Origin of the sequence: Streptomyces sp. NPDC046900, assembly GCF_040644975.1 — a bacterium.
In the GTDB taxonomy this organism is placed as follows: Bacteria; Actinomycetota; Actinomycetes; order Streptomycetales; family Streptomycetaceae; genus Streptomyces.
The window spans coordinates 1-26,461 of record NZ_JBEYXD010000065.1 but is presented as its reverse complement, the minus strand read 5'-3'; the positions used below and the strand labels follow the sequence as shown (position 1 = coordinate 26,461).

Annotated in this window: 26 protein-coding genes and 2 pseudogenes; 19 read left to right on the top strand and 9 right to left on the bottom strand. The window is 67.9% G+C overall.

All coding sequences use genetic code 11. The features are described from left to right. The first annotated feature begins 128 nt into the window (after nucleotides 1-128). Nucleotides 129-626, top strand: a complete 498-nt coding sequence (locus ABZ904_RS37810; protein ID WP_359404457.1) for a hypothetical protein — start codon at nucleotides 129-131, stop codon at nucleotides 624-626. A 250-nt stretch (nucleotides 627-876) separates the two neighbouring features. On the opposite strand, the gene ABZ904_RS37805 is transcribed toward ABZ904_RS37810, so the two are convergent. The 3 genes from ABZ904_RS37805 to ABZ904_RS37795 form a co-directional block, all read right to left on the bottom strand. Continuing rightward, entirely contained in the window at nucleotides 877-2,520 is a 1,644-nt protein-coding gene (locus ABZ904_RS37805; RefSeq protein WP_361828696.1) for a hypothetical protein, read from the bottom strand. A 129-nt stretch (nucleotides 2,521-2,649) separates the two neighbouring features. Then, nucleotides 2,650-3,483 carry a calcium-binding protein gene (locus ABZ904_RS37800; protein WP_361828694.1) on the bottom strand — a complete coding sequence of 278 codons (834 nt, stop codon included), beginning with the start codon at nucleotides 3,481-3,483 and terminating at the stop codon, nucleotides 2,650-2,652. A 983-nt stretch (nucleotides 3,484-4,466) separates the two neighbouring features. After that, the gene (locus ABZ904_RS37795; protein ID WP_361828692.1) at nucleotides 4,467-6,440 is read right to left on the bottom strand and encodes a heavy metal translocating P-type ATPase; all 1,974 of its coding nucleotides are present in this window, start codon (nucleotides 6,438-6,440) and stop codon (nucleotides 4,467-4,469) included. Nucleotides 6,441-6,552: 112 nt separating this feature from the next. Between ABZ904_RS37795 and ABZ904_RS37790 the strand changes: the two genes are divergently transcribed. Further along, nucleotides 6,553-6,951, top strand: a complete 399-nt coding sequence (locus tag ABZ904_RS37790) for a metalloregulator ArsR/SmtB family transcription factor (RefSeq protein ID WP_359404469.1) — start codon at nucleotides 6,553-6,555, stop codon at nucleotides 6,949-6,951. A 204-nt stretch (nucleotides 6,952-7,155) separates the two neighbouring features. Here ABZ904_RS37790 and ABZ904_RS37785 read toward each other — a convergent pair whose 3' ends face one another. Both ABZ904_RS37785 and ABZ904_RS37780 read right to left on the bottom strand, forming a co-directional pair. After that, nucleotides 7,156-8,160, bottom strand: coding sequence for a DUF1259 domain-containing protein (locus ABZ904_RS37785; RefSeq protein WP_361828689.1), 1,005 nt, complete (start codon nucleotides 8,158-8,160; stop codon nucleotides 7,156-7,158). A 606-nt stretch (nucleotides 8,161-8,766) separates the two neighbouring features. Next, nucleotides 8,767-9,102 (bottom strand): hypothetical protein, encoded by a 336-nt coding sequence (locus ABZ904_RS37780; RefSeq protein ID WP_361828687.1) that lies wholly within the window; start codon nucleotides 9,100-9,102, stop codon nucleotides 8,767-8,769. A 140-nt stretch (nucleotides 9,103-9,242) separates the two neighbouring features. On the opposite strand from ABZ904_RS37780, the gene ABZ904_RS37775 reads away from it, so the two are divergent. The 5 genes from ABZ904_RS37775 (at nucleotide 9,243) to ABZ904_RS37755 (ending at nucleotide 13,847) form a co-directional block, all read left to right on the top strand. Beyond that, nucleotides 9,243-9,440 carry a helix-turn-helix domain-containing protein gene (locus ABZ904_RS37775; RefSeq protein ID WP_361000591.1) on the top strand — a complete coding sequence of 66 codons (198 nt, stop codon included), beginning with the start codon at nucleotides 9,243-9,245 and terminating at the stop codon, nucleotides 9,438-9,440. After that, nucleotides 9,440-10,591, top strand: coding sequence for a tyrosine-type recombinase/integrase (locus ABZ904_RS37770; protein ID WP_361000533.1), 1,152 nt, complete (start codon nucleotides 9,440-9,442; stop codon nucleotides 10,589-10,591). Before ABZ904_RS37775 ends, ABZ904_RS37770 begins: the two co-directional genes overlap by 1 nt. Before the next feature lie 868 nt (nucleotides 10,592-11,459). Further along, nucleotides 11,460-11,624 carry a hypothetical protein gene (locus ABZ904_RS37765; protein WP_361000530.1) on the top strand — a complete coding sequence of 55 codons (165 nt, stop codon included), beginning with the start codon at nucleotides 11,460-11,462 and terminating at the stop codon, nucleotides 11,622-11,624. A 120-nt stretch (nucleotides 11,625-11,744) separates the two neighbouring features. Next, nucleotides 11,745-13,514 carry an ABC transporter ATP-binding protein gene (locus tag ABZ904_RS37760; RefSeq protein WP_361828684.1) on the top strand — a complete coding sequence of 590 codons (1,770 nt, stop codon included), beginning with the start codon at nucleotides 11,745-11,747 and terminating at the stop codon, nucleotides 13,512-13,514. Between the two features lie 66 nt (nucleotides 13,515-13,580). Continuing rightward, nucleotides 13,581-13,847 carry a hypothetical protein gene (locus ABZ904_RS37755; RefSeq protein ID WP_359404486.1) on the top strand — a complete coding sequence of 89 codons (267 nt, stop codon included), beginning with the start codon at nucleotides 13,581-13,583 and terminating at the stop codon, nucleotides 13,845-13,847. 493 nt (nucleotides 13,848-14,340) lie between these two features. Here the strand turns inward: ABZ904_RS37755 and ABZ904_RS37750 are convergent, their stop codons facing one another. Continuing rightward, nucleotides 14,341-15,012 carry a nucleotidyltransferase family protein gene (locus ABZ904_RS37750; RefSeq protein WP_359404489.1) on the bottom strand — a complete coding sequence of 224 codons (672 nt, stop codon included), beginning with the start codon at nucleotides 15,010-15,012 and terminating at the stop codon, nucleotides 14,341-14,343. 563 nt (nucleotides 15,013-15,575) lie between these two features. Between ABZ904_RS37750 and ABZ904_RS37745 the strand changes: the two genes are divergently transcribed. Next, on the top strand, nucleotides 15,576-16,520 hold the full coding sequence (locus ABZ904_RS37745) for a DUF1259 domain-containing protein (protein WP_361000522.1): 945 nt from the start codon (nucleotides 15,576-15,578) through the stop codon (nucleotides 16,518-16,520). A 1,057-nt stretch (nucleotides 16,521-17,577) separates the two neighbouring features. On the opposite strand, the gene ABZ904_RS37740 is transcribed toward ABZ904_RS37745, so the two are convergent. Continuing rightward, nucleotides 17,578-17,955 (bottom strand): hypothetical protein, encoded by a 378-nt coding sequence (locus ABZ904_RS37740; RefSeq protein WP_359404492.1) that lies wholly within the window; start codon nucleotides 17,953-17,955, stop codon nucleotides 17,578-17,580. Between the two features lie 8 nt (nucleotides 17,956-17,963). After that, a complete protein-coding gene (locus tag ABZ904_RS37735) occupies nucleotides 17,964-18,428 on the bottom strand; it encodes an NUDIX domain-containing protein (protein WP_359404495.1) in 465 nt (154 codons plus the stop codon). 18 nt (nucleotides 18,429-18,446) lie between these two features. Here ABZ904_RS37735 and ABZ904_RS37730 point away from each other — a divergent pair, with 18 nt between their 5' ends. The 11 genes and pseudogenes from ABZ904_RS37730 to ABZ904_RS37680 all read left to right on the top strand — a co-directional run bounded on the left by ABZ904_RS37730 (nucleotide 18,447) and on the right by ABZ904_RS37680 (nucleotide 25,518). Beyond that, nucleotides 18,447-19,226 (top strand): GntR family transcriptional regulator, encoded by a 780-nt coding sequence (locus ABZ904_RS37730; RefSeq protein ID WP_359404498.1) that lies wholly within the window; start codon nucleotides 18,447-18,449, stop codon nucleotides 19,224-19,226. Between the two features lie 139 nt (nucleotides 19,227-19,365). Continuing rightward, nucleotides 19,366-19,716: a hypothetical protein gene (locus ABZ904_RS37725; RefSeq protein WP_361000517.1), complete on the top strand. Its 351-nt coding sequence runs from the start codon at nucleotides 19,366-19,368 to the stop codon at nucleotides 19,714-19,716. A 2-nt stretch (nucleotides 19,717-19,718) separates the two neighbouring features. Next, nucleotides 19,719-21,075: pseudogene (locus ABZ904_RS37720) on the top strand (FtsK/SpoIIIE domain-containing protein). 80 nt (nucleotides 21,076-21,155) lie between these two features. Continuing rightward, the gene (locus tag ABZ904_RS37715; RefSeq protein ID WP_361000588.1) at nucleotides 21,156-21,812 is read left to right on the top strand and encodes a DUF2637 domain-containing protein; all 657 of its coding nucleotides are present in this window, start codon (nucleotides 21,156-21,158) and stop codon (nucleotides 21,810-21,812) included. A gap of 23 nt (nucleotides 21,813-21,835) precedes the next feature. Continuing rightward, on the top strand, nucleotides 21,836-22,027 hold the full coding sequence (locus tag ABZ904_RS37710; RefSeq protein WP_361000514.1) for a mobile element transfer protein: 192 nt from the start codon (nucleotides 21,836-21,838) through the stop codon (nucleotides 22,025-22,027). A 13-nt stretch (nucleotides 22,028-22,040) separates the two neighbouring features. Then, a complete protein-coding gene (locus ABZ904_RS37705; protein ID WP_359411343.1) occupies nucleotides 22,041-22,196 on the top strand; it encodes a hypothetical protein in 156 nt (51 codons plus the stop codon). A gap of 23 nt (nucleotides 22,197-22,219) precedes the next feature. Then, entirely contained in the window at nucleotides 22,220-22,537 is a 318-nt protein-coding gene (locus tag ABZ904_RS37700) for a SpdD-like protein (RefSeq protein WP_361000511.1), read from the top strand. Between the two features lie 92 nt (nucleotides 22,538-22,629). Further along, complete coding sequence (locus ABZ904_RS37695; RefSeq protein WP_361000508.1) at nucleotides 22,630-22,812, top strand: hypothetical protein; 183 nt, start codon at nucleotides 22,630-22,632, stop codon at nucleotides 22,810-22,812. After that, nucleotides 22,787-24,183: pseudogene (repSA, locus tag ABZ904_RS37690) on the top strand (replication initiator protein RepSA). Before ABZ904_RS37695 ends, repSA begins: the two are co-directional and overlap by 26 nt. Nucleotides 24,184-24,220: 37 nt before the next feature. Next, nucleotides 24,221-24,367 (top strand): helix-turn-helix domain-containing protein, encoded by a 147-nt coding sequence (locus ABZ904_RS37685; protein ID WP_361000505.1) that lies wholly within the window; start codon nucleotides 24,221-24,223, stop codon nucleotides 24,365-24,367. Beyond that, nucleotides 24,367-25,518 (top strand): tyrosine-type recombinase/integrase, encoded by a 1,152-nt coding sequence (locus tag ABZ904_RS37680; RefSeq protein WP_361000502.1) that lies wholly within the window; start codon nucleotides 24,367-24,369, stop codon nucleotides 25,516-25,518. The genes ABZ904_RS37685 and ABZ904_RS37680 overlap by 1 nt, the downstream gene beginning before the upstream one ends. A gap of 497 nt (nucleotides 25,519-26,015) precedes the next feature. Here the strand turns inward: ABZ904_RS37680 and ABZ904_RS37675 are convergent, their stop codons facing one another. Further along, on the bottom strand, nucleotides 26,016-26,294 hold the full coding sequence (locus ABZ904_RS37675; RefSeq protein ID WP_361000500.1) for a hypothetical protein: 279 nt from the start codon (nucleotides 26,292-26,294) through the stop codon (nucleotides 26,016-26,018). Between the last annotated feature and the right edge of the window lie 167 nt (nucleotides 26,295-26,461).

Sequence of the window (26,461 nt, the reverse complement as noted above, 5' to 3'; positions counted from 1 at the left end):
CGGGCCCCACTCCCTGTCAGACAGCTACGACATAGGCCGCAGTTGCGTGCGTCACGTAGATCTTTAGTGATCCACGTCACCGGCGTCGTCGCGGCCGTGGTCGCGGGGGCGTCGTCGTCGGCTCCGGCGTGCTGCCGGGCGGGCGCGGCGAGAACGTGGCGGCGTCGCCGACGACCGGGGAGTTCGGCACGGGAGCCGCCGGCTTCCGCAAGCTGCTGCCCGCCGACGTGGGCAAGGTCCGCGAGGTGTCGCTGCTGCGGCTCATCAAGGGGATGCCGAACGCACCGACGCCGAAGAAGATCGGGCTCTACGACGGCGACTACGCCGTCGTACGGGACGGCGATGTCGGGTACCTGGTGGTCAACGTGATGCGGGCGAAGGCCGTCAACGCCAAGGGGGCGGAGCAGGATCCCTGTGCGGCGTGCGTCCACGAGGACGACTTCGGGGTGACGATGGACGTCGTTGGGTGGCTTCTTCGACACGCGACCACGCAAGGGTGGGTCGGGTTCGTCCGTGACTCCGGCCTGGGCCAGCTCCAACATCGCGCGCGCCACGAGGATGGCTTCGATCTTGTCGATGTCCGCCCGGCTGGCCAGCACAAGCGTGTTCCCTGGTCATCGCGGTAGCCCGGCTCCAGGATGGCGTCCCGCCGAGTGGTGTAGCCGATCCTGCTTGAGATCTTGGCCAGCGCTCAGCTGCCTGCGGATCGAAATGGCGGCTTGGGCCGAAGTCACGGGCTGTCGGGGTGTCAGTCCGAGAGCGGCCCCAGTAGCCCCGAATCCGGTTGTGAACTGCATTTTTGCCAGCTTGATCGGCTACACCACTTCATGGTCGGGGACTGCCGCGGTGGCCTGATGTTCGGCACCGCTTGGTTCGTCAGATTGCGGTGACCCGGACCATGGGGCCGTAGGCGTTGACGTGGACTTGGTCGGGGGTCTTGTACACGACGCGCCAGGTGCCGGAGCGGGTGATGGTGGGGTGAGCGGCGAAGTAGCCGGTGCTGCTGGTGTGGGCGCTGGTGATCAGGTGCCAGGTGCTGCTGCCGGAGGGGCGGAAGAAGATCTGGACGGTGGCCTTGGGCAGGGGGGTCCAGTAGCCGTAGCCGTTCTGCTTGAGGGTGCCGCTGATGGTCACGGTGTGGCCCTTGGCGACCCGGGTGCTGCTGGGCTTTCCGCCGCTGATGGCGGTCTGATAGCGGAAGGCGTGGACGACCGGGCTGTAGGCGGCGGTGAAGCCGGGGGCGCCGGGGTAGTAGTAGCGCCAGTAGCCGTGGGGGTTGGTGACGGTGAGCACGGAGGCGGCGAAGCCGTTGTCGGAGGTGTCGATCGTGGTGGAGCCGATGCTGGTCCAGCCGGTGTGGCCGTCGTTGGACTGCTGGATGTAGACCCGCCCGCCACTCGGCCACCAAACGCCGGGGACAGTCAGGTATCCGGAGATGTGCAGGCGGGAGTAGGCGTCGACGGCCGGCTTGTTGGCGTACAGGGACACCTTCGCGACGGGGTTGGCGACGGTGTAGCTGACGCTGGTAGGGGTGAGGAACGGCCGCGTGTCGCTGACGGTCCAGATCGTGGTGTCGTTGGTGACGGTCACGGTCTGGCTGAACCGCCCGGTGGCATCGGTGGTCGCCCAGGTGGCTCGTGTGCCCGTGTTGTCTTGGATCGGGAGCGGGATGTTGGCGAGCGGCACCCAGGTGCCGTCCTCCTGCTGGCGTTCTGCAGTTCCGCTGATGACCTGCGTGCTGCCGACCAGGGCGCCGGTGCTGCCGGTGTGGTCCAGGGTGATGCGTACGGGGGAGTCGACCGAGGTGATCGGCTCGGAGTCCGGGCCCTGAGCGTACGTCGTTGTGGCTGGGACGAAGACGTGGAGGGTGGTGTTCTGCACGTCGCCGGGGTGGACGGTGAAGGCGAAGGTGCCGTCTGCTGCCGTTGCGTTGCGGGGTGATGTGTGCCCGTCCCAGGTGACGAAGACGCCGGTGGCGGCGGTGGTCTGCCACGGGGTTCCGGTGTCGCCGCTGGCCGGGTCGTACTCGGTCAGCCGGCCGGTGACGTTGATGTCCTGGTGCTCGAAGCTGAGGGCCGTGGGCTCGTAGGCGGTGTCGTGGAAGACCGGTGTGGGGCGGTAGTCGAGCATGCCGCGGCCGGGAAGGGAGACCGTGCCCTGGCTGTCCTGCGCAGTGATGGCGACCCGGTACCCGGCGTAGATGTCGAGTCCCAGTGCGCCGCTGCTCTGCCAGGCACCGGAGGTGGCGGTGCCGGAGACGAGGTGGAAGTCGGTGACCGTGCTGACGAAGGTGTCAGGCACGTTGGCCGTGCCTGCGGTGATGGTGGCCGTCACGGAGGTGACGCCGGCCGGGGCGTCGATGTCGGCGGTGAGCTCGAGCCCGGTGTCGGTTCGGATCTTGCCGATCTCCGAGACCACGGGCCCGGTGGTGTCGGCGCTTGCCTGACCGGGGGCTGTGACCATGCCGGCGAGTATTGCGGTGCTGATGGCCGCGGCTCGCGCGGCGCTCTTCAAGATCACGGGACTGCTGCTTTCGAAATCGAGGGGATGACGACGGGCTCGAACCACGGCGGCCGGCCGCCAGGCCGAGAGGACGGCCGAGGTGCCGGGCCGCGCGCTGAGGGACCCGGCGCCCGCAGGTGCCTTCGGTCAGCTCACGTCGACGAAGTCACCGGCGGCCACGGCCGTACCGGTGGTCGAGGTGCCGGCGAAGCTGAAGCGCGAGTAGCCGTCGACCGAGGCCGTGATGGTGGTCTTCAGCGTGCCGGTGCTGCTGCTCTTGACGGTCCTGACCGTCGTGTAGGCGGTGGCGCCCTTCTTGCGGAACTGCAGCTGCACGGACTGCCCCGCGTAGCCGCGGTAGTCGTGGGTCTCCCAGTTGGCCCGGGAGAGCTTGCCCGTGACGGTGAGGGTCCCGCCCTTCCGCACCGGCTCCGGAGAGGCGTTGACCGTCACCTTGGCGGCGCGCTTCACCTTGGCGGTGGAGTACGCCTCCTTGACGACGAAGTCGCCGTCGTTGGCGGCGGCCGCGGCCCACACCTTCCAGGTGCCGGCCAGGGCGTTCTTGTACAGGTCGACCCGCGGGTCGACCACGATGCTGACTTTGCAGGTCGAGGTGGTGGCGGAGACGGCCGTGCAGGTCCCGTTCTCCGCGGACGGGGCGAGCAGGCCGTCGATGCCGGCCTGGGTCAAGCTGGTGCCGTGCCAGAGCATGGCGTACCCATCGGCGATGTCCGACGGGTCGGTGGCGGTCACCGTCACGGTGATGGTCTTGCTGGATGTCGTCCCGAGGACGATGTCCTTGCCCGCGTTGACGACGACCTTGGTGATCGCCGTGTCACCCTGGATCTCGTCCGCCGGGGCCTTGCCGGAGAACGGCGCCAGGGCGGCGCCCGGGATCTCGTCGGCCTGGGCGGCGGGCAGGGCAAGCGCGGAAAGTGCCAGGGCCCCGGAAACGGCAGCCACGGCGGCGCGAATACGCATGTAGTTGTCCCCACATCAGATGCGATCTCGCCGTGCGTCCCCCCGGCAGGACCTGAAAAGATGAACGGATCTTATGTATGGCACACGCGTTCGTAAACGCCTTTGCACGCGACAGCCGGATCCTGGGGTCTCACACGCCTACGGATCACTCTCCAAGAGCCTCCATGTGCGCGCCGAAGTCCTCGACCAGGCTTGCCAGGACGGCCTTGTGAGTCGGCGACTTCCCTGGCACCGCGGATGGCGTCCCTTCTCATGGTGTAGCGGTCAAACTTCGCTTCCCCCGCCGGAACTGAATCAGCTCGGCCAGTGACTACACCACTCGATGAGACACGATCCGATCGCCGGATCCGTGGAGCTCACAAGAGTCGAGAGGCCCCACGCGACAGTCTCAACCGCAGTCTCATCCGCCGTCGTTCGGGACCGTTCAGCGAGACGTCACAGCACAGCGACATCAGGGTTCTGAACGCCGACGTACCGCTCCGAACAGGCTCCTGCAGAGTTGGAAAGCGTGTTGGACGTCCCCCAGACGAATCGAATTTTGAGCGTCTGCGGGCCATGTGTGGGCCAGCCGAAGCACTCTCGGTACATCGCATGCCGTCTCTGCAGGTCACCGAGCCCAGGGGTAGGCAACCGCAACGCTCTTGAAAACCGTCGTGGCGCGAGTCACCGTGGGTTCAAATCCCACACCCACCGCGCAGGTGAACGGCCTCTGACCAGTCGAATCTGTCAGGGGCCGTTGCGTTGTGCCATGCCCGCTCGATACCGCAGTTCCCCGCGATTCCCCGTACGAACGGGCACGGATGGGGCACGGGCACCTTCTGATCCGTAGCTCTATGCAGAGCGGCTGTTGGCGGTCATACCGGTCCTGGCGCGGCTCTTCGAAGGCGCTACCGGGCGGGCTCGGTTGCTGGGGTTGCTGTACTGCGGTGCTGTACAGCAGCTGCCGCCGCTTGCCCAGGAGCTGTATGTCACGGCACGTAGGCTCATTGATTCATCCCGGCATGAGCACGGCGCCATGCCCCGGCTGCGAGCAGTCGCAGACCGTTGAGGCCCACGATGACGGTGGATCCCTCGTGTCCGGCGACGCCTAGCGGGAGCGGCAGGGTTCCGGCCAGGTCCCAGATGACCAGGCCGGTGATGAACAGCGCGGCGATGAGAAGGTTCTGCACCACCAGACGGCGGGCCCGGCGAGACAGGGCGATCACGGCGGGGATGGTGGCGAGCTCGTCACGGACGACCACAGCGTCGGCGGTCTCCAGCGCGAGGTCGGATCCCGCGCGACCCATCGCGATGCCAGTGTGGGCGGCGGCGAGTGCGGGGGCGTCATTGACCCCGTCACCGACCACGAGCACCTTCCGCCCGGACTGCTCCAACTCGTGCACTGCGGCGACTTTGTCCTGTGGCAGCAGACCTGCACGCACGTCCGTGATCCCGACTTCGCCGGCAAGCCGGGCTGCGGCGCGCGGGTTGTCGCCGGTGACCAGCACTGGGGCGGTGCCGGTCAGACGGCCCAGCATGGCGGTGGTGGCGACTGCCTCTCCGCGAAGTCGGTCGGCGATGCCCAGCACACCCACCGGCGTGCCGTCAGCTGTGACCAGCACAGCGGTGCGGCCCTCCTCCTCCAAAGCGGTCGCGACCGCAGCGGCCGGGTGAGTGTTGTCGTTCAGCAAACGGCCGGGGCTACCGACCGAGACCTGGCGGCCGGCCACCGTCGCGCTGACGCGGCTGCCCGGAGTGGAGGTGAAGTCCTCCACCAGGGGAATGTCCAGACCACGGGTGCGGGCCGCGTCCACGATGGCGCGGGCCAGCGGGTGCTCGCTGGGGTGCTCGGCCGCCGCCGCCAGCTGCAGAAGTCCGGGCTCGCCCAGACCGAAACCGGTCAGCGGGCGGATGTCGGTGACGCGGGGGGTGCCCTCGGTGAGGGTGCCGGTCTTGTCCAGTGCCACCGCGTTGACCTGGCCGAGCCGTTCCATGACCACGGCCGACTTCACCAGCACACCGTGACGTCCGGCGTTGGCGATCGCGGAGAGCAGCGGTGGCATGGTGGCCAGCACTACCGCACACGGGGAGGCGACGATCATGAACGTCATCGCGCGCAGCAGCGTGGACTGCAGAGCGGCGCCGAACAGCAGCGGTAGCACGAACAGGGCCACGGTGGCCGCGACCATGCCCAGCGAGTAGCGCTGTTCGACCTTCTCGATGAACAACTGGGTCGGCGCCTTGGTCTCGGAGGCCTCCTCGACCATGGTGACGATCCGGGCGATCACCGAATCGGACGGGTCGCGCTCCACCTTCACCCGCAGCGCGCCGGTGCCGTTGAGGGTGCCGGCGAACACCTCGTCCCCAGCCTCCTTGGCGACGGGCAGCGGCTCGCCGGTGATGGTGGCCTGGTCGACCTCGCTGGCCCCGTCCAGCACTCGCCCGTCGGCACCGATGCGTTCACCGGGCCGCGCCAGGACCGTGTCGCCGACGTGCAGTTCCTCGGTGGGCACGCTCTCCTCGCCGCCGTCGTCCAACACGCGCGTGGCGGTGGCGGGGGCCAGGTCGAGCAGGCCGCGCACCGAGTCCGCGGTGCGGGCGGTGGCGATCGCCTCCAGCGCGCCGGAGGTGGCGAAGATGACGATCAGCAGCGCCCCGTCCAGCACCTGTCCGATCGCCGCGGCCCCGAGCGCGGCGACGACCATGAGCAGGTCCACGTCCAGGGTCTTGTCCTTCAGTGCCTGCAGACCGGCCCAGCCGGGTTCCCAGCCGCCGGTGACGTAGACGGCCGCGAACAACAGACCCCACGACCACGCGGGTGCCCCGGTCAGATACAGCGGCAGCGCGACCAGGAACAACACCAGCGCAGCCGCCGCCCACCGAGCCTCGGGCAGCGCGAAGACCCGCGTGCGCCGCCGCGGTGCGACCGCCTCGCAGACAGCGCCGGACGCAGCCGGGCGGGTGAGAGTGGAAGACATGGGGGACGGGGTCCTTCACAGGTAGGGAGCACGATGATCCGACGCCCTCACCGTAACAGGAATAAATGAAGAGGCATTCATGTCTTCATGAGTGGTGCCGTAGCATGGGCGCATGGGTCATGGAGCCGCACAGCCAGCCGGAAGCGTCCCGCGCACACGCCTGGACGCCGCCGGCGCCGCCAAAGTCGCCACCACTCTCCAGGCACTGGCGACGCCCTCACGGCTGCTCATCCTCGCCCGACTGCGCGAAGGCTCCTTGCCCGCAACCGAACTGGCGGCGGAAGTCGGCATGGAACAGTCCGCCTGCTCCCACCAACTACGCCTGCTGCGCAACCTCGGCCTCGTCGTCGGCACCCGCAAAGGCCGGTCGGTGGTGTACTCCCTGTACGACAACCACGTCGCCGAACTCCTCGACCAGGCCCTCTACCACGTCGAACACCTCCGCCTCGGGATGAGCGACACCCCCGCCGTCGAGCCGGAGACCGAGGCAGTGACCGCCCCGAGCGTCTGACGTGTCGCCCCCGAGGCGCCTAGCGTGGTTTTGGGCTTCGTTGCCCGTGACTCCCCGTCGCTCCCCGCCTGTTGCTGTCCCATCGGCCATGCAAGGGACACGTGCCTCGCTCTGACGCACAGGCGGCCGGTCGGTGCCGCCCGGGCGGGTCGCTCTGTTCGGCGCTCAGGCGGCTGTTCAAGCCCTCCACCTGTGTGGCCTGGGTCAGGTGGTGGGCTTTGTAAGGTTGGTGACATCGAGGGCGGGGCGGATGGCCTGCGCTAGGCGCGCGCCGTCGCCGGTCGCCCAGAAGTGCATGTAGAACAGGCGGGGTTGCTCGTCCAGCATGTGGTTGTGGAGCTCGACGATGTCGATGCCGCCGCGCCGCAGGGCCCTGATGACCTTGTTCACCTCGTCGGCGGTCATGACGAAGTCGCCGTTGATCGCGGCCTTGCGGCCACCGAGGGGCTGGAAGTTGACCCCGGTGGTGATGCCCAGGGCCGGGGGCAGGATGTGCCGGCCTTCGGTGACGGTGTTCCGGCGGGCGATGGAGAACTTGTAGATGCCGCCGTCGGCGGTGCCCTTCCGGCCCAGGGCCTTGTCAATGGCGGTGGTGTCCAGGTCGATGGGCGGCTGGGTCGGCTTGGACGGCGACGCGGCGGGAATGCTCGTGGCCGCGAGGGCTTGCTTGACGCCGCGGGCGAGGGTGATCGGATCACCCATCCCGTGGATGTGGATCCACCAGACAGCGGGGGACTGCTGCAGGAGGTGCTTGTGGATTCCTGTCTGCTCGATGCCTGCCTTCTGCAGGGCGTCTATGACCTTGGGCGACTCGTCCTCGGTGACCACCAGGTCGCCCATCACCAGGGTGTCGTCGTGGTACTTGGCGAAATTCACGTACCCGGCGAGCGCGAACCCGGGCTTGATGGCCACGCCCTTGCTGGTCACCTTCAGGTCCTTGCGGGGAAGGGCAACGTGGTAGACCGTCCCGCCCATCACTGATCCGGTACGGCCGAGAGTGTCGGCGACCGGCTTCCAGTCGGATTCCGTGGTGGGCAGCGGAGGCACTGGCTGGGGGGCGGGGTCGCTTCCGTTGGATATCGCCGTCTGCGCAGTGGCTGGGGTGGGCAATGCCCACGTGGGGCTGGTGCCGGCCGTGATCAGGGTGGATGTCGTGAGCAGGGTCAGTGTCAGCGTGCCGAGGTTCGGTGCATACCGTGCGCGGGGCATGGGGTCTCCTCTGGTCGAGAATTTCCCCTTACTCAAGGTATTTGCGGCGCTACAGAGCGTCCTTGGTGGTGTGGTGTTCGGGTGAACGGGGCGATTTTCCGCAGACCTCAGCCACAGCGCGGCAGCAGCCCGCTCCCCGCCAGCCGATTCCTCGGGGTCAGGTCCGCTCACGCTGCCGCATCCGTGACGGCGGCGGTACGGCGCTGGGCTTCGCCGGCCTTTCTGTCCCATGGCGCCGGCCGACCCGGACGCCCCCCTCCGCGGCCAGCCTGTCCGACAGCACTCCGGCTATGGCCGCAGACGGCCGTGCTCGTGTCACGTAAACCGCTCAGCGATGCCGTCGCGTTGTCCAGCGGGTATGGGTCTTCTCGCCCTTGCCCGCATGCACGCAGCGCGTTGCCGGGCGCGGCCAGCCGGGGCGCAGACAGGAGGCAGGCCGCGCCGCAAAGGCGGCGCACGCCCGCGCCGTGCGCGGGCCTTGATGAAGTAGGGAAAGTCTTACCGCGCCGAGATCAACTGCGTGTGTCTTGTCTCGGTTGATGCTTGACGTTGTGGCTTCACCTGATGCTTGACACCGCTTGCCTCGACTGGTCGGGATGACCGTGATCAGTCAGGTGATCCCGGGAGGGCGTCGTAGGCATCGCCCAGGTCCGGCAGGTGGTCCATCGGGTTGTCCCCGCGTAGGCACAGCAGCCACCCGAGCAGCTCAGCCATCGGCAGGGCGACGACGGGCATCTCACCCACCAGGCCGAAGCTGTCCCATGCCGTGAGATAGCAGCGCCCTACTCGTTCCGGGTGCAGATCGACCACCACCAGCTGCCCGCCCGTGGCACCTGGCGCATCCTGCGCGATCACGTAGCAGGAATTCGTGAGATCTGCTGGATCCTCTGCGGCCACCTGCTCGGCGACCTCTGGCGTCAGCAACAGAGGCCCTGTGGGCACCAGTCCAGACTGACCGGTAAGCCACCACGGATAGTCTGCGTCCACGTGCAGGGAGACGCCGGCACGCAACTGGTGCAGCTCACGGAGATCGGTGGGAACGCGATGACGAGCGTCAACCGTCACTGACCTGCTATCAGGTGATTCGACCACGCACCCCGGGTGCAGAGCTGCTGACCGTCCCGGAAGTCATGGCCCGGCTCAAACTCGGCCGCTCCACCGTCTACGACCTGATCCGCTCGCGCCGCCTGGTCTCCATCACCATCGGCTGCGCCCGTCGCATCCCCGCCGACGCCGTACGGGACTTCATCGCCCGCGAGACCGAGGAGGCTGCTGCCTGATGCCCGGACAGCGCAAGCGCAACCCCAACGGCGCTGGCAGCATCTGGCAGCGCAAAGACGGCCGGTACGAGGCCCGCTTATACGTTCCTCAGCCTGATGGCTCCCGCAAGCGCAAGGCCGTCTACGGCGGCACTTGGGAGGAATGTGACACCAAGCGCCAGGAGTTGGTGCGTCGTGACCGTCAGGGCATCCCGACGCCCACACGCTCCGCGAAGCTCTCCGAGTGGCTGCCTTACTGGCTTGAGCATTACATCCGGCCGCGCCGCAAGCTCAGCACGTATGACAAGTACGAGACGCACGTGCGCCTGTACCTCGTGTCTCTGCTGGGCACCAAGCGATTGGAGTCGCTGAGCGTCGCCGATGTGCGCCGCTTCATCACCCGTGTGCAGAACGAGCACACGGCAGCGACAGCCAAGGAGGTGCACCGGGTGCTGCGCACCGCGCTGACGGCGGCGGTACGGGAGGAATTGATCACGCGGAACGTGGCGGCGCTGGTGGAGCCGCCCCGTGTGAAGCAACAGGAGATCCGTCCGTGGTCGCTGGAGGAGACGCCGTCGTTCCTGGAGGCCGCTCGCGCAGACCCGCTGTACGCCGCATTCGTGCTCGCCATCGCGATGGGGCTGCGGCGGGGGGAGCTGGTGGGCCTGCGCTGGTCGGACCTGGACCTGGACAACCGGGTGCTGCACGTGCGCCAGCAGACCCAGCGACGTCGCGGCACCCTGTACGACGACGATCCCAAGAGTCGCCGCAGCCGTGCAGTTCCGATACCCGCCTTGTGCATCGCACCGCTGCGCTGGCACCGGCTGCGACAGCGGGGGACTTTTGCGCGCACGGGCGTCGTCTGGACGGAGGACGGCTATGTCTTCGCGACGAGGAACGGCCGGCCGGTCGAGCCGCGGAACGTCTACCGGTCCTTCACGCGTGTCGCCGCCGATGCCGGGCTGCGGGTGGTCCGGTTGCACGACGCGCGGCACGGTTGCGCCACGCTGTTGACGGCTGCCGGTGTCGCGCCGCGGGTCATCATGGAGATCCTTGGCCACAGCCAGATCAGCATCACGATGGACGTGTACACGCACGTCGTGCACGACACCCAGCAGGAAGCGATCAGCCACATGGACCGGCTGCTCAAGCGTCGTCTGCCGGCTGCCTGAGAGGCGACTGCCGTCAAATGCTGCCGTCAAAGGCCCCGGACCATGATCGGTCCGGGGCCTTTCGGCTGGTGCCCCCGGCAGGATTCGAACCTGCGACACCCGCTTTAGGAGTTCGATCCGACTCCGCTCTGGCTGCTGCCGTCGGCTGGTGGGACGGCCGGACAGAGACACTGATGTACGCCCTCGTTCGGCGTCGTTGATGTCAGCCGTGGATGTCAGAAGCCTTCTGATCCGTAGCTCTACAGAGATCGGTCAGCGGGGGTCATAGAGGTCGCCGCATGGTCCCTTGCAGTGGCTGACGGTCATGGTCGGTCTCGGCGCCCTCCGGCGACGGAGTTCTTCAGGGTGGTCACCTCCCCCGAATGGCTGCCGCGATTCCCGACCATTTCGATCACGTGCCCGAGGGTTGTGGCACCTCGCTCCGATGCTGCCCCAGCGCGGTCCCATAGTGGGCGGCGGTCAACGGCGCATCCTGTCCGGCGATACGTGATGCAACGTCAGCCTGTTCTTGGGGAAGGACAACTGAGTTTGAGTCAGGCGTTGACCTCAAAGCCTCAAAGGTGAATTCGGCAGCCGTGTGGCGGCGCAGCGAACTGGGTCGCTTCTCTACTGCCGTGGGGGCATCTGCCGAGGTGTCACACACCCACGCGAGGGCCGTCTCATTTGTGCTTGAACGCGCGCTCTTAGACCGATCTAGGTAGATTCGCACGGGACGCGGGGTTCTGATCGATCAACCCAATCCACGCCGGATTGCCTAAGAGGTCCCACCCCAGCTGCATGAATGTCTTCGGTGCCATTGGGTCCGATCTCAGGCAATCGATGGGCTGCAAGGTCCTTCCGGCACATCAAGTCACACAGGGAGTACGTCATGAGCGCTTTCTCGATCTTCAACGGCCGCCGCGGCAGCTTCGGCGGACGCGGCAGCTTCGGCCGCCGCGGCAGCTTCGGCGGACGCGGCAGCTTCGGCCGCCGCGGCCGCTGCGGTGGCCGTGGTGGCCGTGGTGGCCGTGGCGGCTTCGGCGGCCGCTACTAAGCACCGCCGCTTCGCCTGAGGATCCTCATCGTGGGGGTCGATGGCTCGTCCGTCGGCCCCCCCCATCAGCAGCATGATCCCGCCCCCGCCCTGCTCCCTCCCCCGAGAAGGTGACCCCGCTTGGCGTACGCGACACACGCCGACCCGGCAGACACCAAGCCCGTGTCCCCGGCAGCCGAGGACAGTCCAGTGCCCCTCGCGGCAGCCGTGTCTTCGGCCGACGCGTTCCGCCGCTTCTGGCCATGGGCACGCCCCGACCGGTACCGGCTCGCCGCGAGTGCCATCCTCCTCATCGCGGGGTCCGCGGGTGAAGTCGCTTCGGTGTGGCTCTTCAAGTACCTGGTCGACCAAGTCCTCATCCCCCACCGGTTCACAGCGTTCCCGCCGCTGGCCGGGCTCATGGCCGCCGTGGCTGTGGTCGCGGCGCTGCTGACCTTTGCGGGCGAGTACCTGGCCACCTGGGTCGCCGAGCGCTTCCTCCTGCGTCTGCGCACCTCGGTCGTGGAACATCTGCACAGCCTGCCCCCCGACATCCTCCGAACCCGCAGGCACGGCGACGTGGTGGCACGGCTGACCTCGGATATCTCCCAGATCGAAGAGTTGGTGGCGTCCGGTCTGATCTCATCGGGCTCGGCACTGATCAGCCTGCTGTTCTTCGTGGCGGCTGCCTTCTATCTGAGCTGGCCGCTCGCCCTGGCGGCCCTCGCCGCGGCGCCGCTCTTCTGGCTCGCGGCCCGGATGTTCAGCGCCCGCATCCACACCCTGTCACGCGAAGCCCGGCGGTGTGAGGGCAGCCTCACTGCCGTGGTCGAGGAGAGCCTCACCTGCTCCTCCCTGGCCCATGCCTACAACCGCCAGGCCTATGAGGTCGAACGGGTCCGCCGGGAGGGGGAGGCCCTGCTGCGCGCGGATCTCTCCACGGCACGAGTAGCACTTCTGTACCCGTCGCTGCTGAGCGTGTTCGAAGTGGTGGGCGCCCTTGCCGTGGTGGGCTTTGGCGCCTTCGAACTGACACGGAACGCACTGAGCTTGGGCGGACTGCTCGCCTTCGCCGCATTCCTGGCCCAGCTTTTCGGGCCCGTGCAGGAACTCTCCGGCCTGGCATCGGTGTTCGGCTCCGCCAGCGCGGGCGCCGAACGTGTCATCGAACTTCTCGACATGCGCTCCCCGGTCCGCGAGCGCCCCGACGCCCCAGCCCTCACTCATGTGCAGGGACGTGTTCAGTGCCTGAGCATTACGGCGGTCTACCCGTCAAACCGGCGCGGACCGGTGCTGCGCAACGTCAGTTTCAGTGTCGCGCCTGGTGAGGTGCTCGCCATTATGGGCCCGAGCGGCGCGGGCAAATCCACCCTCGCCAAGTTGCTGGTGCGTTTCATGGACCCGGATTCCGGATCGGTGCGCTTGGACGGAGTCGATCTCCGGGACGTGACGACGGCCTCGGTTCGCGCAGCGGTCACCCTGCTCCCCCAACACGCCCAGCTCTTCCATACGACCATCCGCGACAACATCGCCTACGGCCGGCCTCGAGCCACGATGGCGGAGATCATCCAAGCGGCAAAGGACGCCGACGCCCATGAGTTCATCACCGCCCTTCCCGACGGCTACCTGACCACCATCGGGGAAAACGGATTCCAGCTGTCCGGAGGCCAGAGCCGGCGCGTCGCCATCGCCCGGGCCTTCCTCCGAGCGACCCCGGTCCTCATCCTCGACGAGCCAACCGCCGGCCTCGACCACCAGGCGGCCGCGCATGTCCTGGCCCCGCTACGGCGGCTCATGGTCGGTCGCACCACGATCCTGATCACCCACGACCAGGCCCTGGCTCAGCATGCGGACGCCATCCACACCCTGCACGGGCCAAGAGCGGAGGTCACTCGGATCCTGGAGCACTAGTTTGGAAGACGCCGTATGCGTCAGTGGGTCAGTCGTTGGTTCGTTGGTATGGGCAGGAGGTCGGGCGTGGGCTACTGGGTGTACGCGTTCTCGGGTTGTCCCGACGCCGGGAACTACCAGGAGATTGCGAATGAGGGAGAACCGGGCGAGGTCGTGGTGCGGGCGCGCCCGGGCGGCCTCGCTGTCATGGACGGGTACGTGCTGGAGAGCCTCGACGATCTGATGATGGTTGCCCGCTTCAAGTGGGTGGCTAGTGGGGACCCGTCCACAGTGATGCTGGCCCTGTGTGAAGCGTCTGGATTGCCGCTGGACCCCGACGCCAGACGCGGTTAGTGAGCTTGGACAGCATGGAGTGGTACACGAGGAACGAAGGTCGGTGGAACAACTTTGGCCGGGAGTTTCAATGACCCAGTCAAGCGCCGCCGCGCTCGGATCCTGGGGCCCTAGAAGACGCCGTATGCGGATCGCGACTGACCTGGCAAGGCACTGGCCTGGGTCGGAACGCGATCGGCCCCGCTGTTCCCCGTGAGTCCCCGCTGCCTCCCGCCGGATCGGGCACTCAACGGGCACGCAGGGCACAGTCGACCCTCTGCTTTTCAGGCGAGTTGATTGTGCGGCCAGAATCACGATCCGGCCCGAGAACGACAGACGTCGACACCCCGTGACATACCGCTGCGTACGCCGACGTCCGTTGTCGTTGCCGTCAGACTGCCGTCAGGGGCCGATGGCCAGGGATGGTGTGGGGCACGGGCATCTTCTGATCCGTAGCTCTATGTAGATCGGTCGCTGACGGTCATACAGGTCGCGCCAAGGCCCTTCGAGGTCGCTACTGGACGGGATCGGGTCTTGTGGTTGCGGTATTTCGCTGCGGTACGCCTTCGGCAGCGACAGTGGCACTGTTTGTGGCCGGCCAGTCCATCACTCTCAGCTCAGGCCACTGCTCGCGCCATCGCGCTGCCTTCGTCTCATAGACCGACCGAGGGGCAAGTGCTGGGTTTGGGCGGAGGACAAGGTTGAACATGTCCGACAGCCCGTGCGGGGCATAGACGCGCCAACGGCCGTTCTTTTCCACACGAACTCCCAGACAACACGTCGTTGCGGCGAAACTGTCGATCGCTGCCTCGGTGCAGTCGTACGGCGGACACGGCACTCCGAACTTGTCTTCATACCAGAGGTGGACCCGCGCCTCGTTCTTGATCTCAACGTCTGCGGGCAGATCGGCAAAAACCTCGCGTCCAGCCTTGATTACTGCGTCCTCTGCTTCCCAAGAAAGATCGCTGTCGTCGAAGTAGATGACGTCGTAGTCCTTGATGCCGCTGGTCGGAGGCCTCTCTGTGACTACGTTCCATACGGTCTGGAACAGACACCCGGCCGCCACGTACCACCCAGGAAGGCCCAACGTCGCAGTCCGCGCCAGCACCTCCGTCAACACGTCGTTACGCGAAAGCACCGCATGCAGAGAATCAAGTTGCTGGTCGAGAGGGAGTCGACTGATCACCAGCCCTGCTTACCACAAGTCGCCCATGGCCAGACCGTGTCTGCTACAACAGGGCACCGCGACGTCGGCACGGAGACTTCAGCTCAGACGCGAGGGACGACGCCGACGAACCTCCGCCCGCCTCGATCATCGACCGGTGGATCGGGGCTGAATCGTTACCATCAGAGACACTCTCCCGTATGGCCCCGTCCACGATGCCCAGGCTTCCTGAGCATTTACAGAAAGGGCGTTATCTTATTCTCTTTCAGTCACGATCTGCCGGATACCTCCTGTGCCGGGTGATCCGAGACTTCGTGCATCCAGTGGCGAATCATGACCTCTGCCTTTCTTCTGAGAAACAACAACACGCCAAGAATACGGAAAATGCTTTTTTTGCGACTGTCTGATTCCATCCGGCGCTCGTAGATGGGAGAGCTTCGTCCGCTGCTCGTTAGACCATGTGGGCCCGAAGCAGTGGCCAATGGGCGCGCCTGCACGGGGCCGCCATGCTTCCATCTGCTCAGGAGGCAAAAATGACCGTTGAGAACCGATGGCAGGCTCCTGTCCGCCGACGTGTGCTGTCCATGACCGGTCTGTCCGTGCTCGCCGGGACACTGGTATCCGCGTGCGGCGCGCCCACCGAAGAGGGGCGAGCTGGGCAAGCCAAAGACGAAATGATCAGACCGGTGCGGACTGGTCTGAGTGACTGGACGGGCGTGGCCGGGGCGCTGGGCCGTGGGGGGCAGCTGAAACATAATGTGGCCTACTACACACCTCTCCCGCGGAGTGACCTGGCCGTGGTCTCGCGTGGTGTCACCGTGAGGCCTGCGCTCGCTCTCAGCTCGCATATCGGCTTCGTCCGCTACTCGGATGGCGGTTCGCTCCTCATGGGTGATGTGGTCGTCACCGAGCAGGAGCTTCAGCAGTTCATCGACGTGCTGCAGGAACACGGGATCGAGCTGACCGCGATTCACAAGCATTTGCCTTCACAGACCCCCGCCGTCTGGGGGATCCACGTCCATGCGCACGGCGACGACCCGGTCGCCATCGCCCGTGGGCTGCGTACGGCGTTCGACCGCACCGGTACTCCTCCCGCACGCCCCCCGGCTCGCCAGCGGCCATTGGATCTGGACACCTCCGGGATCGACACCGCGCTGGGTGTCAAAGGCAGCGTCTATGACGGTGTCTACCGCAACTTCTTCGCCCGCCGTGAGACGGTCACCGAAGGCGGCATGGTCCTGCCGCCAGCACTGGGATCGACCACCAACATCAACTTCCAGCCCCTGGGCCACGGCCGGGCCGCGATCAGCGGCGACTGCGTAATGGTCGCGTCAGAGGTCCAGAATGTTCTCAAAGCCCTGCGCCACGCCGGAGTCGAACTCGTTGAACTCCACAATCATGGACTCCGCGACGAGCCCCGCCTCTTCTTCACCCACTTCTGGGCCACCGGCGACGCGGTTACTCTCGCCCGCAGACTCCGCCCCGCTGTGGACGCCACAAACGTCGTCCCCATCCAAGGGGCAGGCTGAAGGACGCTCCGTGGGGGAGCAACGACCCCACGCGGCACCCAACAGGCGCGCGCTCCGCAACCGGCCTATCCGCGTCCGCCTGGCCGTCTCCCGACTTGAGCCATCGTGTCCGAAGCTCCGGGCCGCCAACCGCAAGTGAAGCTGGTCGGTGAGGATCTGGAGACCGTCATCGTGTCTTCGCGTTCGATCGGTCAGCGTCCGCCGAAGTACGGGGGCGTGGCACAACGATCGGCAGCGCCAGGTCGAGGCTTCACGTGTCCGCGGGTGAAGGCGCGCAGGACGCTGCCCAGGGTGAAGGGGGCCCGCACAGCGGTGAACAGGCGGTCCATCGCGCCGTGCCGCAACCGGTCCATGTCGGCCAACCGGCTCTGTGTCTCGGCCGATCGTCCACGGAGGTCCGGCGTCGACCGGTGCCGTTCGCGCTTGTTGGTGTCAGCCGCTGGTGTCAGCCACCGCACGCAGCCTTGGCAAGAGGCTTTTCTCTCCGACCTGGAGCACCAGTTTGGAAGACGCCGTATGCGGATCGCGGCTGATCTGGCAAGGCACTGCCCTCCTTCGACCTCGACGGCCACGGCTGGCAGGTCATGTGGATGGACCCGGCAGCGGCGGAGCAGGGCCCCGAGGCGTTCGCGGCCTCCATGCAGGACGCCGACGGCCCGGCCTGACCCACCACCGCGTTCCGCACGTGCGCCATCATGCATGCCGTGCCTGCGCTCGCGGTCGGTGTAGCGGCTTTGGGCTGGAGCTGCCATGGGGCGAGTGATCATGGCCCCGTAAGCTTCCGGCGCGTCGGGCAGTCTGTGGACCTGCCCGGTAAAGCACGACGTTGGGGCCATGATCTTCGAGGCTCGCCCCATGGTGGCTGCCTAAAGCCGTGGAGCCGACCGCCCCAGCCACGACGGTTCTGACCTCATGCACTGTGTGCCTGCCTCGTGGGCGGGAGTGGGCGGCCGGCGGTGCCGAGCGGGGCGGAGACATGAGCGCGGGCGCCGTCGGCCGCCTGCGCCCGCCCGGAGGAGCGAAGCGACGACGGGTGCTTGATGAAGCAGGGAAAGTTCTATCCCGCGGTCTGGTTGCGCTCGGCTCGGTACTCGTCGAACAGCCTGAAGAACAAGTCAATCGCGGGTACGTCGCCCGCTTGAGCCTCACGCTCGATCTCCGCTGCCCAGCCCAAAGCGCTGTGCCGACCAAGGCGCTTCCACAGCCACTCAGCGAAGGGACCCTGGCTTCCCGGGCTCCAGAAGTCGAAGTCCTCGTGCATGCCATGGACGGCCAGTGCAGCTCGGTACCCGATCAGCATCGAGTTCAGGTGTTGGAGTGAGCTGCGTCGTAGCCACATCGATGGCCGTAGCCGAATCTGGTCGAGGAACTCATGGACGTTGCTCAGCTCGGTGAGCTGCCTCGGCTCTCCCCGAGCTTCCTCTTCTGCTGCCATGTGTCGTCCTAGCCGCGGAGCAGCTGCTTGCCGTCGTGGCTTCGGACGTGCGGGCCGTCGCCGTCCAAGGCGTCCAGCAGGCGGACCGCGAAGACCTCGGCCATGCGCTCGCTGACCTCGTCGGGCGTGAGCCATTCGACCGCGGTGGACTCGGTGGAGGTGCGCTCTGTGCCGCCTGAGGGCTTGCAGCGAAAGACCAGGGCAACGATGCCCCGCGTCGTGTTCTTGTAGACCCCGGTGAGCTCGTCCACCTCGACGTGGATGCCAGTCTCTTCCAGGACCTCGCGGGCGACGCCGGCCTCGGGGGTCTCGTTGAGTTCGAGTACGCCGCCGGGGAGCTCCCAAGTGCCGTTGTCCGCTCGGCGGATCGCGAGAAGGCGTCCGTCCTCGCGCACCACTACTCCGGCCACGGACACGGAGTGCAGCGGCGTTGACTGGCCTTCCTGGGCACTGTTACTCATGTACAGGAGCATAGGAGGAAGAGAAGGACTATGGGAACAGCGGTAGGAGGTGAGAGGGCCGTACCTCGGTACGTGCAGATCGCCGAGGAGATCGTGCAGCAGATCCGAGCCGGTGTCCTCAAGCCCGGTGAGATGGTGCCGAGTGAGTCGGAGCTGGTGGACCGCTACGGCGTCTCGGGCGGCACGATTCGCAAGGCCATGGTGGAGGTGCGCGCGAGCGGGCTGGTCGAGACGCGGCACGGCAAGGGCTCGATCGTGAAGGATCGCCCGCCGGTACGGCACCGCTCTTCCGACCGCTTCCGACGCTCGCATCGCCAGGGCGGCAAGGCCGCGTACCTCGCGGAGTCCGCGCAGTCCGGCGCCACGGCCAAGGTCAGCGTCCTCTACATCGGCCCCATGGAGGCCCCCGAGGACGCCGCCGAGCGACTGGGCGTCCCCGCCGGCACCCAGGTGCTCGCCCGGCGTCGCCTCTACTTCCGCAATGGCACCCCCGTCGAGACCGCGACGTCGTACCTCCCGTGGGATGTCGTCAAGGACATCCCCGAGCTGTTCGCCGAGAACCCCGGCGGCGGTGGCATCTACGCCCGACTCGAAGACCACGGGCACGAGTTCGCCGAGTTCGTGGAGACGCTGCAGGCGCGTACGGCCTCCAAGGCGGAGGCGTCGGAGCTGGCGCTCAGCCCCGGTGCGCCGCTGGTTCACCTGATCCGCGAGGCCCGTACGACGGAGGGTCGTGTGGTGGAGGTCTGTGACACGCTCATGGCCGCTGACCAGTTCATCTTCGAGTACCGGATCCCTGCTGCCGACTGACGCAGGATCAACTCTCTTCAGCCCGTCGCGAGTTCTTCTTCGCGGCGGGTTGACTCATGTATAGGAGTCGGGCACTCTTCTTCATGTCACTCATGTATATGAGTGACGGAGTCCAACCCCTATAGAGGAGTGAACTGCTGTGCGTCAGATTCCCGTCGACACGTCCGCTGCGATCGTGATGGTCGCGAAGACTCCGCAGCTGAAGGTGAAGGACCGTCGGACCGGTGAGATCGCCACCGATACCGAGACCGGGGCAAAGCTGATGACCGTGGACGTGATGTTCGCGGCCAACGATGAGGTCGAGATCCTGTCCGTCACCGTCCCGGAGCCGGGTATCTCCGGCGAGCTGGCCATGGGCACGCCGGGCGCGCTGACGGGTCTGATCGCCCGGCCGTGGGAGAACGACTTCAACGGCCAGAAGCGGCACGGCATCGCCTTCCGCGCGGTCGCCGTCACCTCCCTCGCCGCTGGCTCGGCGAAGGCGGCCTGATCATGACCGGGTTCACGGTCGCCCTGGTGCTGGTCGTCGCCACTGCGGGTCTCCTGCGGTGGCGGCGCCCCGCCTGGTACTGGCTGACCTTCGGCGTCACCCTCGCGAGCCTGCGGGTGCTGCTCCGCTACGCCACGGTCATGGACGCCTGCGGCCTGACCGTCCCACCCTCCCGCTGGCGCCTGGCGTTAGCCCGGGCCACCAACCGTCCCACACCCGAGTCCCGCCCGCCCCGCATCCTGCTGTTCCGTCCGACCCGCACCGGCCTGCTCCTCAGGTTGAAGCTGCGGCCCGGGCAGGACGCCTTCGACGTCGCCGCCGCCTCCGACCGGCTGCGCCACTCCTTCTCCATGTACGGGGTCACCTCCCGTGAGCTGCGCTCGGGTGTGGTCGAGGTGCGGATGACCGGCTACGACGTCCTCAAGCGGGTCCAGATGCCCGCCACCACTGAAACTCGTCCGATGCGGGTTGCGGTGGCGCTGCGGGAGGACGGCTCGGTGCACTACCGCGACTACCGGGCGATACCCCACGCCCTCACCCTGGGCGCTACCGAGTCGGGCAAGTCCGTCTACCAGCGCAACCTCGTCGCCGGGCTCGCCGCCCAGCATGTCGCCCTGGTCGGCATCGACTGCAAGCAGGGAGTTGAACTTTTCCCGCTAGCCCGCCGGTTCTCGGCGCTCGCCGACAACCCTGACACCGCCGCCGACCTCCTTGATGCCCTGGTGGCCCGCATGGGGGAGGTGTACCAGCTCATCCGTGCCGAGCAGCGGATCACTGCTGACGTGCCGGATGCGGAGATCGCCGCCGACATCTGGGACCTGCCCGCCCACCTGCGCCCCACACCCGTGGTGGTCCTGGTGGACGAGGTCGCCGAACTCGCCCTGTTCGCCACCAAGGACGAGGAGAAGCGCCGGGGGCCGCATCATCACCGCCCTGGTCCGCCTCGCCCAGCTCGGGCGCGCGGCCGGCATCTACCTGGAGATCTGCGGGCAGCGCTTCGGCTCCGAACTCGGCAAGGGCATCACCATGCCCCGCGCCCAACTGACGGGCCGCACCGCCCACCGCGTCAACGACGAAACTAGCGCCAACATGGCCCTCGGAGACATCTCCCCGGACGCCGTCCTGGCCGCCATCCAGATTCCTGCCGATATGCGCGGGGTCGCCGTCGCCGGGGACTCGACCGGGGGTTGGCATCGCATCCGAGCCCCCCACACGACGCTGCGACAGGCCGTCAACGTCTGCAACCGGCACGCCGACCGGACCCCGGACCTGCCCGAACTGGCGCCGTTCCGGCCCTCGTTGTCCGGCACTACTGCGGCTCCGGTGCCGCTGTCCAAGGCCGCCCCGGCCACGGCCTGACTCTCCTGCTCTCCGGCCGGCGCGGCCGTCTTCGCGTCAGGTCCCTACCCCCTTCATGCCTGAAACAGGAAGGAGCCATGATGACCCGGCCCGCTCTCCGCGTCGACGCCGTGCTGGTCCAGGCCGTCATCGCCGGGGCGCTGTCCTTCGCCCACCTGCACGACCTGGCCGCCGCTGCCGGACAGGCCGGGTGGAAGGCGTGGGCCTACCCGGTCAGTGTCGACCTGCTCCTGGTCGCCGCCTGGCGACGCCTCCGCTCCGATGGGCCGTCCCGGCTGGCCTGGTCCTGGTTCGTGATCGTCCTGTTCGCCTCGCTCGGCGCCAACATCGCCACCGCCGGATTCCTTGACCTGGCCAACCCGCCCGCCCTGCTCCGCCTCGGCATCGCCGGATGGCCCGCCCTCGCCTTCCTCGGCGGAACCCTCCTCGCCCACTCCGGACACCGGGAGCCGGTTCCGCCGGCACCCGCAACCCCGGACCCCGCACCCCACACCGAGCCCGACCCCATGCCAGAGCCGAAGCCGGACGCCGCCCCCGTCACCTCGTCCGAGGAAGCCCGGGCCCTTCCGGCCGCCGACCCGGCGCCCGCGGTTCCGGCCGTGCTCATCGAGCACGCCCGCAAGGTCGCCGACGACCACCAGGCCCGCACCGGCACCCCGATCGACACCGAAACCCTGCGCGCCCGCCTCGGCGTCCCGCCTCAGCTGGCCGACGCCATCGCCGCCCACCTCGCCTAACCCCGAAGGGAGAACCGCCCGTCATGCCTGCCCGTGACCACTTCCACTCCGTCATGCGGATCGGCCCGGTGCAGATCGGCACCCACCGCGACCGCCACGGCCAGACCAAGCACGCCGCGGTGTGCACCAACGACCGGTGCGGCTGGTCCGCCGACTACTCCAGCTCCGCCGCCGCCCAGCTCGCCGCCCGCACCCACCGCTGCCACCCCCGCTGAAGGAGACAAGCCCGTGCAGGTTCCGCTCTGGCTCGCCCTGCTCATCGTCGGCTACCTCGGCGTCAAGCTCATCCGCCCACCCGCCTGGCTCGTCGCCGTGCTCCTCCTGGGCGGCTTCCTCCTCGCCGACAGCATCCTCGCCCCCGCCATCGACAGCTTCCTCAAGTAACGCCTGTAGAAGGGAGATCCACCGTGCTCCGCCCCAAGGTCCCCACCAACCCGACGCCGACCGGCATCGTCACCCCGCCCGCTGTCATCGAGCCGACCACCGCAGTGCAGCACCCGGCGGCACCCACGCCGGCCCCGGTCGCTCCGGCTCCTGCGCGTGCCACCGTCCAGCTCACTCCCGGCGCTGTGCTCGCGCTCGTCGGCGGTGGCACGGCCGTGGTCCTGGTCGTCGGCGCGGTCCTGGTCTCCATGCTCCTGGCCGTCGCTATCACCGCGGCCTCGCTCGCCATCTGCGCCCTGGTGATCCGCTCCCTGATCACCGCCGACACCAAGCGGCGCTGACCGGCCCCCGGGCGGCCCTGATACCGCCAAGCATCCACCGCCCGGGAGCCATGCCCCCAACCGATCCCGTGGAACCGGAAGGAACACCCAGCATGACCCACCGCACCACACCCCCGCCCCGCATCTGCCCCAACTGCGACGGCTTCGCCTCCGCCGCCATCACCCTCGGCGGCCGCAACGCCCGCGGCCAGCTGCGCACCATCACCGCCCACTGCCCGGCCTGCCACGGCACCGGCACCGTTCCCGCTCGTGTCCGGGAGGGTGCCCGTGCCTGAGACGCTGCTCGACCCGACCACCCTCGGCGACCTGCTGAGGGTGGCCTCGGCCGACGACTACCACCGCTGGGAAGACCAGATCCGCCGCACCGGCGGCTGCGCCGACCCCATCCACCTGACCGGCTGGACCCTCCACAAGGACAAGACCACCGGCCAGACCCTGCACCACTACAGCACCGAGAACGAGCCCGGCGGACGCCTCCGCATCGCGTGCGGCAACCGCCGCGCCTCCCGCTGCCCGGCCTGCGCCTTCACCTACGCGGGCGACACCTACCACCTCATCCGCGCAGGCCTGGCCGGAGACGACCGCCGCGACATCCCGCCACCGTCCGCGACCATCCCCGCGTCTTCGCCACCCTCACCGCACCGTCCTTCGGCCCGGTCCACAATCGCCCCGACCGTGGCGCCTGCCGCTGCGGCACCCGCCACCCGGCCGACGACCCGGCGCTCGGCACGGCCCTGGACCCGGAGACCTATGACTACGCGGGCGCCGTCCTCTTCAACAACCACGCCGGACAGCTTTGGCGGCGTTTCACCAACCGGCTCCGCCGCGAAATCGCCACCCGGGCCGGCCTAGCTCAGTCAGAGCTGAAGGAGCGGGCACGTCTGTCATACGGCAAGGTCGCCGAGTTCCAAAAGCGGGGCGCCGTGCACTTCCACGCCGTCATCCGCATCGACGGACCCGACGGACCCGACACCCCACCCCCGGCCTGGGCAACAGTCGAACTCCTCGCCGACGCCATCCGCGCCGCCGCCGCGCGCTCCTACACCTCGGTGTCGGTGCCGGCCGCTGGCGACCAGCCCGCCCGCACCTTCCGCTGGGGCACTCAACTCGACGTCCGGCCCATCAAGGCCTTCGGCGACGGCTCCGACATCACCGAACAGGCCGTCGCCGCCTACGTCGCCAAATACGCCACCAAAGCCGCCGAGACCACCGGCACCCTCGACCGCCGCATCGGCGAACTCGCCGAACTCGACCGCCACCAGGTCCCCGACCACGCACGACGCCTCATCGAAGCCTGCAAGCCCCTCGACCCCCTGTACCCCGACCGTCGCCTGTGGGCCTGGGCCCACATGCTCGGCTTCCGCGGCCACTTCTCCACCAAGTCCCGCCAGTACTCGACCACCCTCGGCGAGCTCCGCCAGGCCCGCGCCGACTACCGCGCAGCCCAGGAACGTGAAGCCCTCGGCCTGGAAGAGGTTGAGCCGGACACGGTCCTGATCCTGGCGGACTGGCAGTACGCCGGCCATGGCCACACACCTGGCGAATCCGCCCTCGCCGCCACCATCGCCCGCAACCTCCAGCTCAACCGCGACACCGCCCGCGGAGCCCTACGCGACCAGCTGGCCCTGGAAGGAGCCGCAGCATGACGACCGCCACCCCCAGCTGCTGACAGTGCCGGAAGTCATGGCTCGGCTCAAGGTCGGACGCTCCAAGGTCTACGACCTGATCCGCTCCCACCGTTTGGTCTCGATCAAGATCGATGGCTGCCGCCGAATCCCCGCCGACGCTGTCCAGGACTTCGTCCATGGCCGGATGGAGGAGGTCGCCTGATGGCCCAGCAACGCAAGCGGAACCCCAACGGGGCTGGCACCATCACCAAGCGCAAGGACGGTCGCTTCCAGTGCGCGGTCTACGTACTCCAGCCCGACGGCACCCGCGCCCGCGAGTTCGCCTACGGCAAGACGTGGGCCGAGTGCGACGCCAAGCGGCGGGAACTGCTCGCCAAGGTCGACCAGGGCGTCCCCGTGCCCACCAAGTCGGCCAAGCTCTCCGAGTGGCTGCCGTACTGGGTGGACAACATCGTCAAGCCCGGCCGGAAGCTGAGCACGTACGACAAGTACGAGGCGCACGTGCGCCTCTACCTGGTGCCTCTCCTCGGCTCAAAGCGGCTCGAATCCCTCGGAGTCGCCGACGTCCGCCGCTTCATCGTCCGCCTGGAACAGCAGACGACCGCAGCAACCGCGAAGGAAGCGCATCGAGTTCTGCGGTCGGCCTTGTCCTCCGCCTGCCGCGAAGAGCTGATCACACGCAACGTCGCCAAGCTCGTTGAGCCTCCGCGGACCGACAATCGCGAGCTGAAGCCCTGGACCCTCGACGAGACACTCGACTTCCTCGCCGCCTCCCGTAAGGACCCGCTGTACGCGGCCTTCGTGCTTGCTATCGCCATGGGCCTGCGCCGTGGAGAGATCGTCGGTCTCCGCTGGTCTGACCTCGACCTCGACCATCGCGTCCTCTACGTCCGCCAGCAGACCCAACGCCGCCGTGGCGTCCTCTACGACGACGACCCCAAGAGCCGCCGCCGTCGCGCCGTCCCGCTTCCCGCTCTCTGTATCGCGCCTCTGCGCTGGCACCGCATACGGCAGGCAGCTGCCCGAGCCAAGGCGGGGGAGACATGGCGGGAGTCGGAGTACGTCTTCACCACCCGCACGGGCCGCCCGGTCGAGCCGCGGAACGTCTACCGCTCCTTCACGCGCATGGCCCAGTCCGCCGGCCTCCGCGTCATCCGGCTGCACGACGCCCGGCACAGCACCGCTACCCTCCTCACGGCGGCAGGAGTGGCTCCCCGCGTCGTGATGGAGATCCTGGGGCACTCCCAGATCAGCATCACCATGGACGTGTACACGCACGTCGTACAGGACACCCAGCGCGAGGCCATGAGCCACATGGACCGGTTGCTGCGGAGGCGTCCTGGTCGCCCGTGACCGACCCCGTTGATGTCAAAACTGGATGTCAAAGGCCCCGGACCATGATCGGTCCGGGGCCTTTCGGCTGGTGCCCCCGGCAGGATTCGAACCTGCGACACCCGCTTTAGGAGAGGCACTATGACCGCCCCTGTCTGTGATGATCTTCCTTCGGGTTCACCGTTCCTGCTGGTCAGCGTGGTTCGGCCTTCCGTCCCTGCCTGATCGTTCCCCGCCTTTACACGGCCTTCCGTTCCCATGACGTTCCCATGAGGGCCCCCACGAACCCGTGGGAACGAGGGCGGGGGAGTCGGCTGAGGCCAGCTCCGGTCGTCGAAGCGGCGAGCACCGCAGACCCCTTGGGGGCGACAAAGGCTCCGCCCCCATCAGGGGGTCGGGTCCCTCAGCCGTCTACGCGGGCCTGTACAGGCCGCTGAGCACAGGCTGGCGGCTCGGGCTCAGCTGCGGGACCAGTCCGTACAGGGTGCTCGGGCGCCTGCCCGGAGCGTGGTGATCGTTCACGGGGCTTCACTGTCCTTCCGGCCCCATCCTGGCTCCAGGAAGGCCCCGCCAGTGGGCTGGCCGGGCGCCAGCCGGGCGGCCCCCAGTTCAGCGCCTGGCGGTGAAAGCGCCTCACGCACCGGCCTTGCGATGCCGAGTTGCATCAGCGATAGGGCGAGGTCGGCCGCACCTGGAGCAACATCTCCACCGGCCTGCAGGATCTCGACACCACCAGCCTGGTGGCGAGTCCTGATGGCACGGCGCTCTATGTGGGCACGATCGACGGTGGTGTCCACCGCATGATGCTGCGGCACTGACGTTCCCGTCCGAGCCGTCACGCTTGTGCGGGGCACTGGTGTTCTGTCTGTCAGGACCGTCTTCCCGGACCGGGTTCGTGTCACCGGTACCGGCGCGCTGAGCCTGGTCCTCGAAGGGCTCGTCGTGTGCGACAGCGGCTCAGCGC

What these genes read in the sequence shown, in the direction of transcription:
- ABZ904_RS37710 (WP_361000514.1), top strand. Translation starts at nt 21,836, where the DNA reads ATGCCTGCCCGTGACCACTTCCACTCCGTCATGCGGATCGGCCCGGTG.
- ABZ904_RS37680 (WP_361000502.1), top strand. Translation starts at nt 24,367, where the DNA reads ATGGCCCAGCAACGCAAGCGGAACCCCAACGGGGCTGGCACCATCACC.
- ABZ904_RS37785 (WP_361828689.1), bottom strand. Translation starts at nt 8,160, where the DNA reads ATGCCCCGCGCACGGTATGCACCGAACCTCGGCACGCTGACACTGACC.
- ABZ904_RS37730 (WP_359404498.1), top strand. Translation starts at nt 18,447, where the DNA reads ATGGGAACAGCGGTAGGAGGTGAGAGGGCCGTACCTCGGTACGTGCAG.
- ABZ904_RS37795 (WP_361828692.1), bottom strand. Translation starts at nt 6,440, where the DNA reads ATGTCTTCCACTCTCACCCGCCCGGCTGCGTCCGGCGCTGTCTGCGAG.
- ABZ904_RS37735 (WP_359404495.1), bottom strand. Translation starts at nt 18,428, where the DNA reads ATGCTCCTGTACATGAGTAACAGTGCCCAGGAAGGCCAGTCAACGCCG.
- ABZ904_RS37740 (WP_359404492.1), bottom strand. Translation starts at nt 17,955, where the DNA reads ATGGCAGCAGAAGAGGAAGCTCGGGGAGAGCCGAGGCAGCTCACCGAG.
- ABZ904_RS37715 (WP_361000588.1), top strand. Translation starts at nt 21,156, where the DNA reads ATGACCCGGCCCGCTCTCCGCGTCGACGCCGTGCTGGTCCAGGCCGTC.
- ABZ904_RS37770 (WP_361000533.1), top strand. Translation starts at nt 9,440, where the DNA reads ATGCCCGGACAGCGCAAGCGCAACCCCAACGGCGCTGGCAGCATCTGG.
- ABZ904_RS37765 (WP_361000530.1), top strand. Translation starts at nt 11,460, where the DNA reads ATGAGCGCTTTCTCGATCTTCAACGGCCGCCGCGGCAGCTTCGGCGGA.
- ABZ904_RS37800 (WP_361828694.1), bottom strand. Translation starts at nt 3,483, where the DNA reads ATGCGTATTCGCGCCGCCGTGGCTGCCGTTTCCGGGGCCCTGGCACTT.
- ABZ904_RS37685 (WP_361000505.1), top strand. Translation starts at nt 24,221, where the DNA reads ATGGCTCGGCTCAAGGTCGGACGCTCCAAGGTCTACGACCTGATCCGC.
- ABZ904_RS37745 (WP_361000522.1), top strand. Translation starts at nt 15,576, where the DNA reads ATGACCGGTCTGTCCGTGCTCGCCGGGACACTGGTATCCGCGTGCGGC.
- ABZ904_RS37790 (WP_359404469.1), top strand. Translation starts at nt 6,553, where the DNA reads ATGGGTCATGGAGCCGCACAGCCAGCCGGAAGCGTCCCGCGCACACGC.
- ABZ904_RS37695 (WP_361000508.1), top strand. Translation starts at nt 22,630, where the DNA reads ATGACCCACCGCACCACACCCCCGCCCCGCATCTGCCCCAACTGCGAC.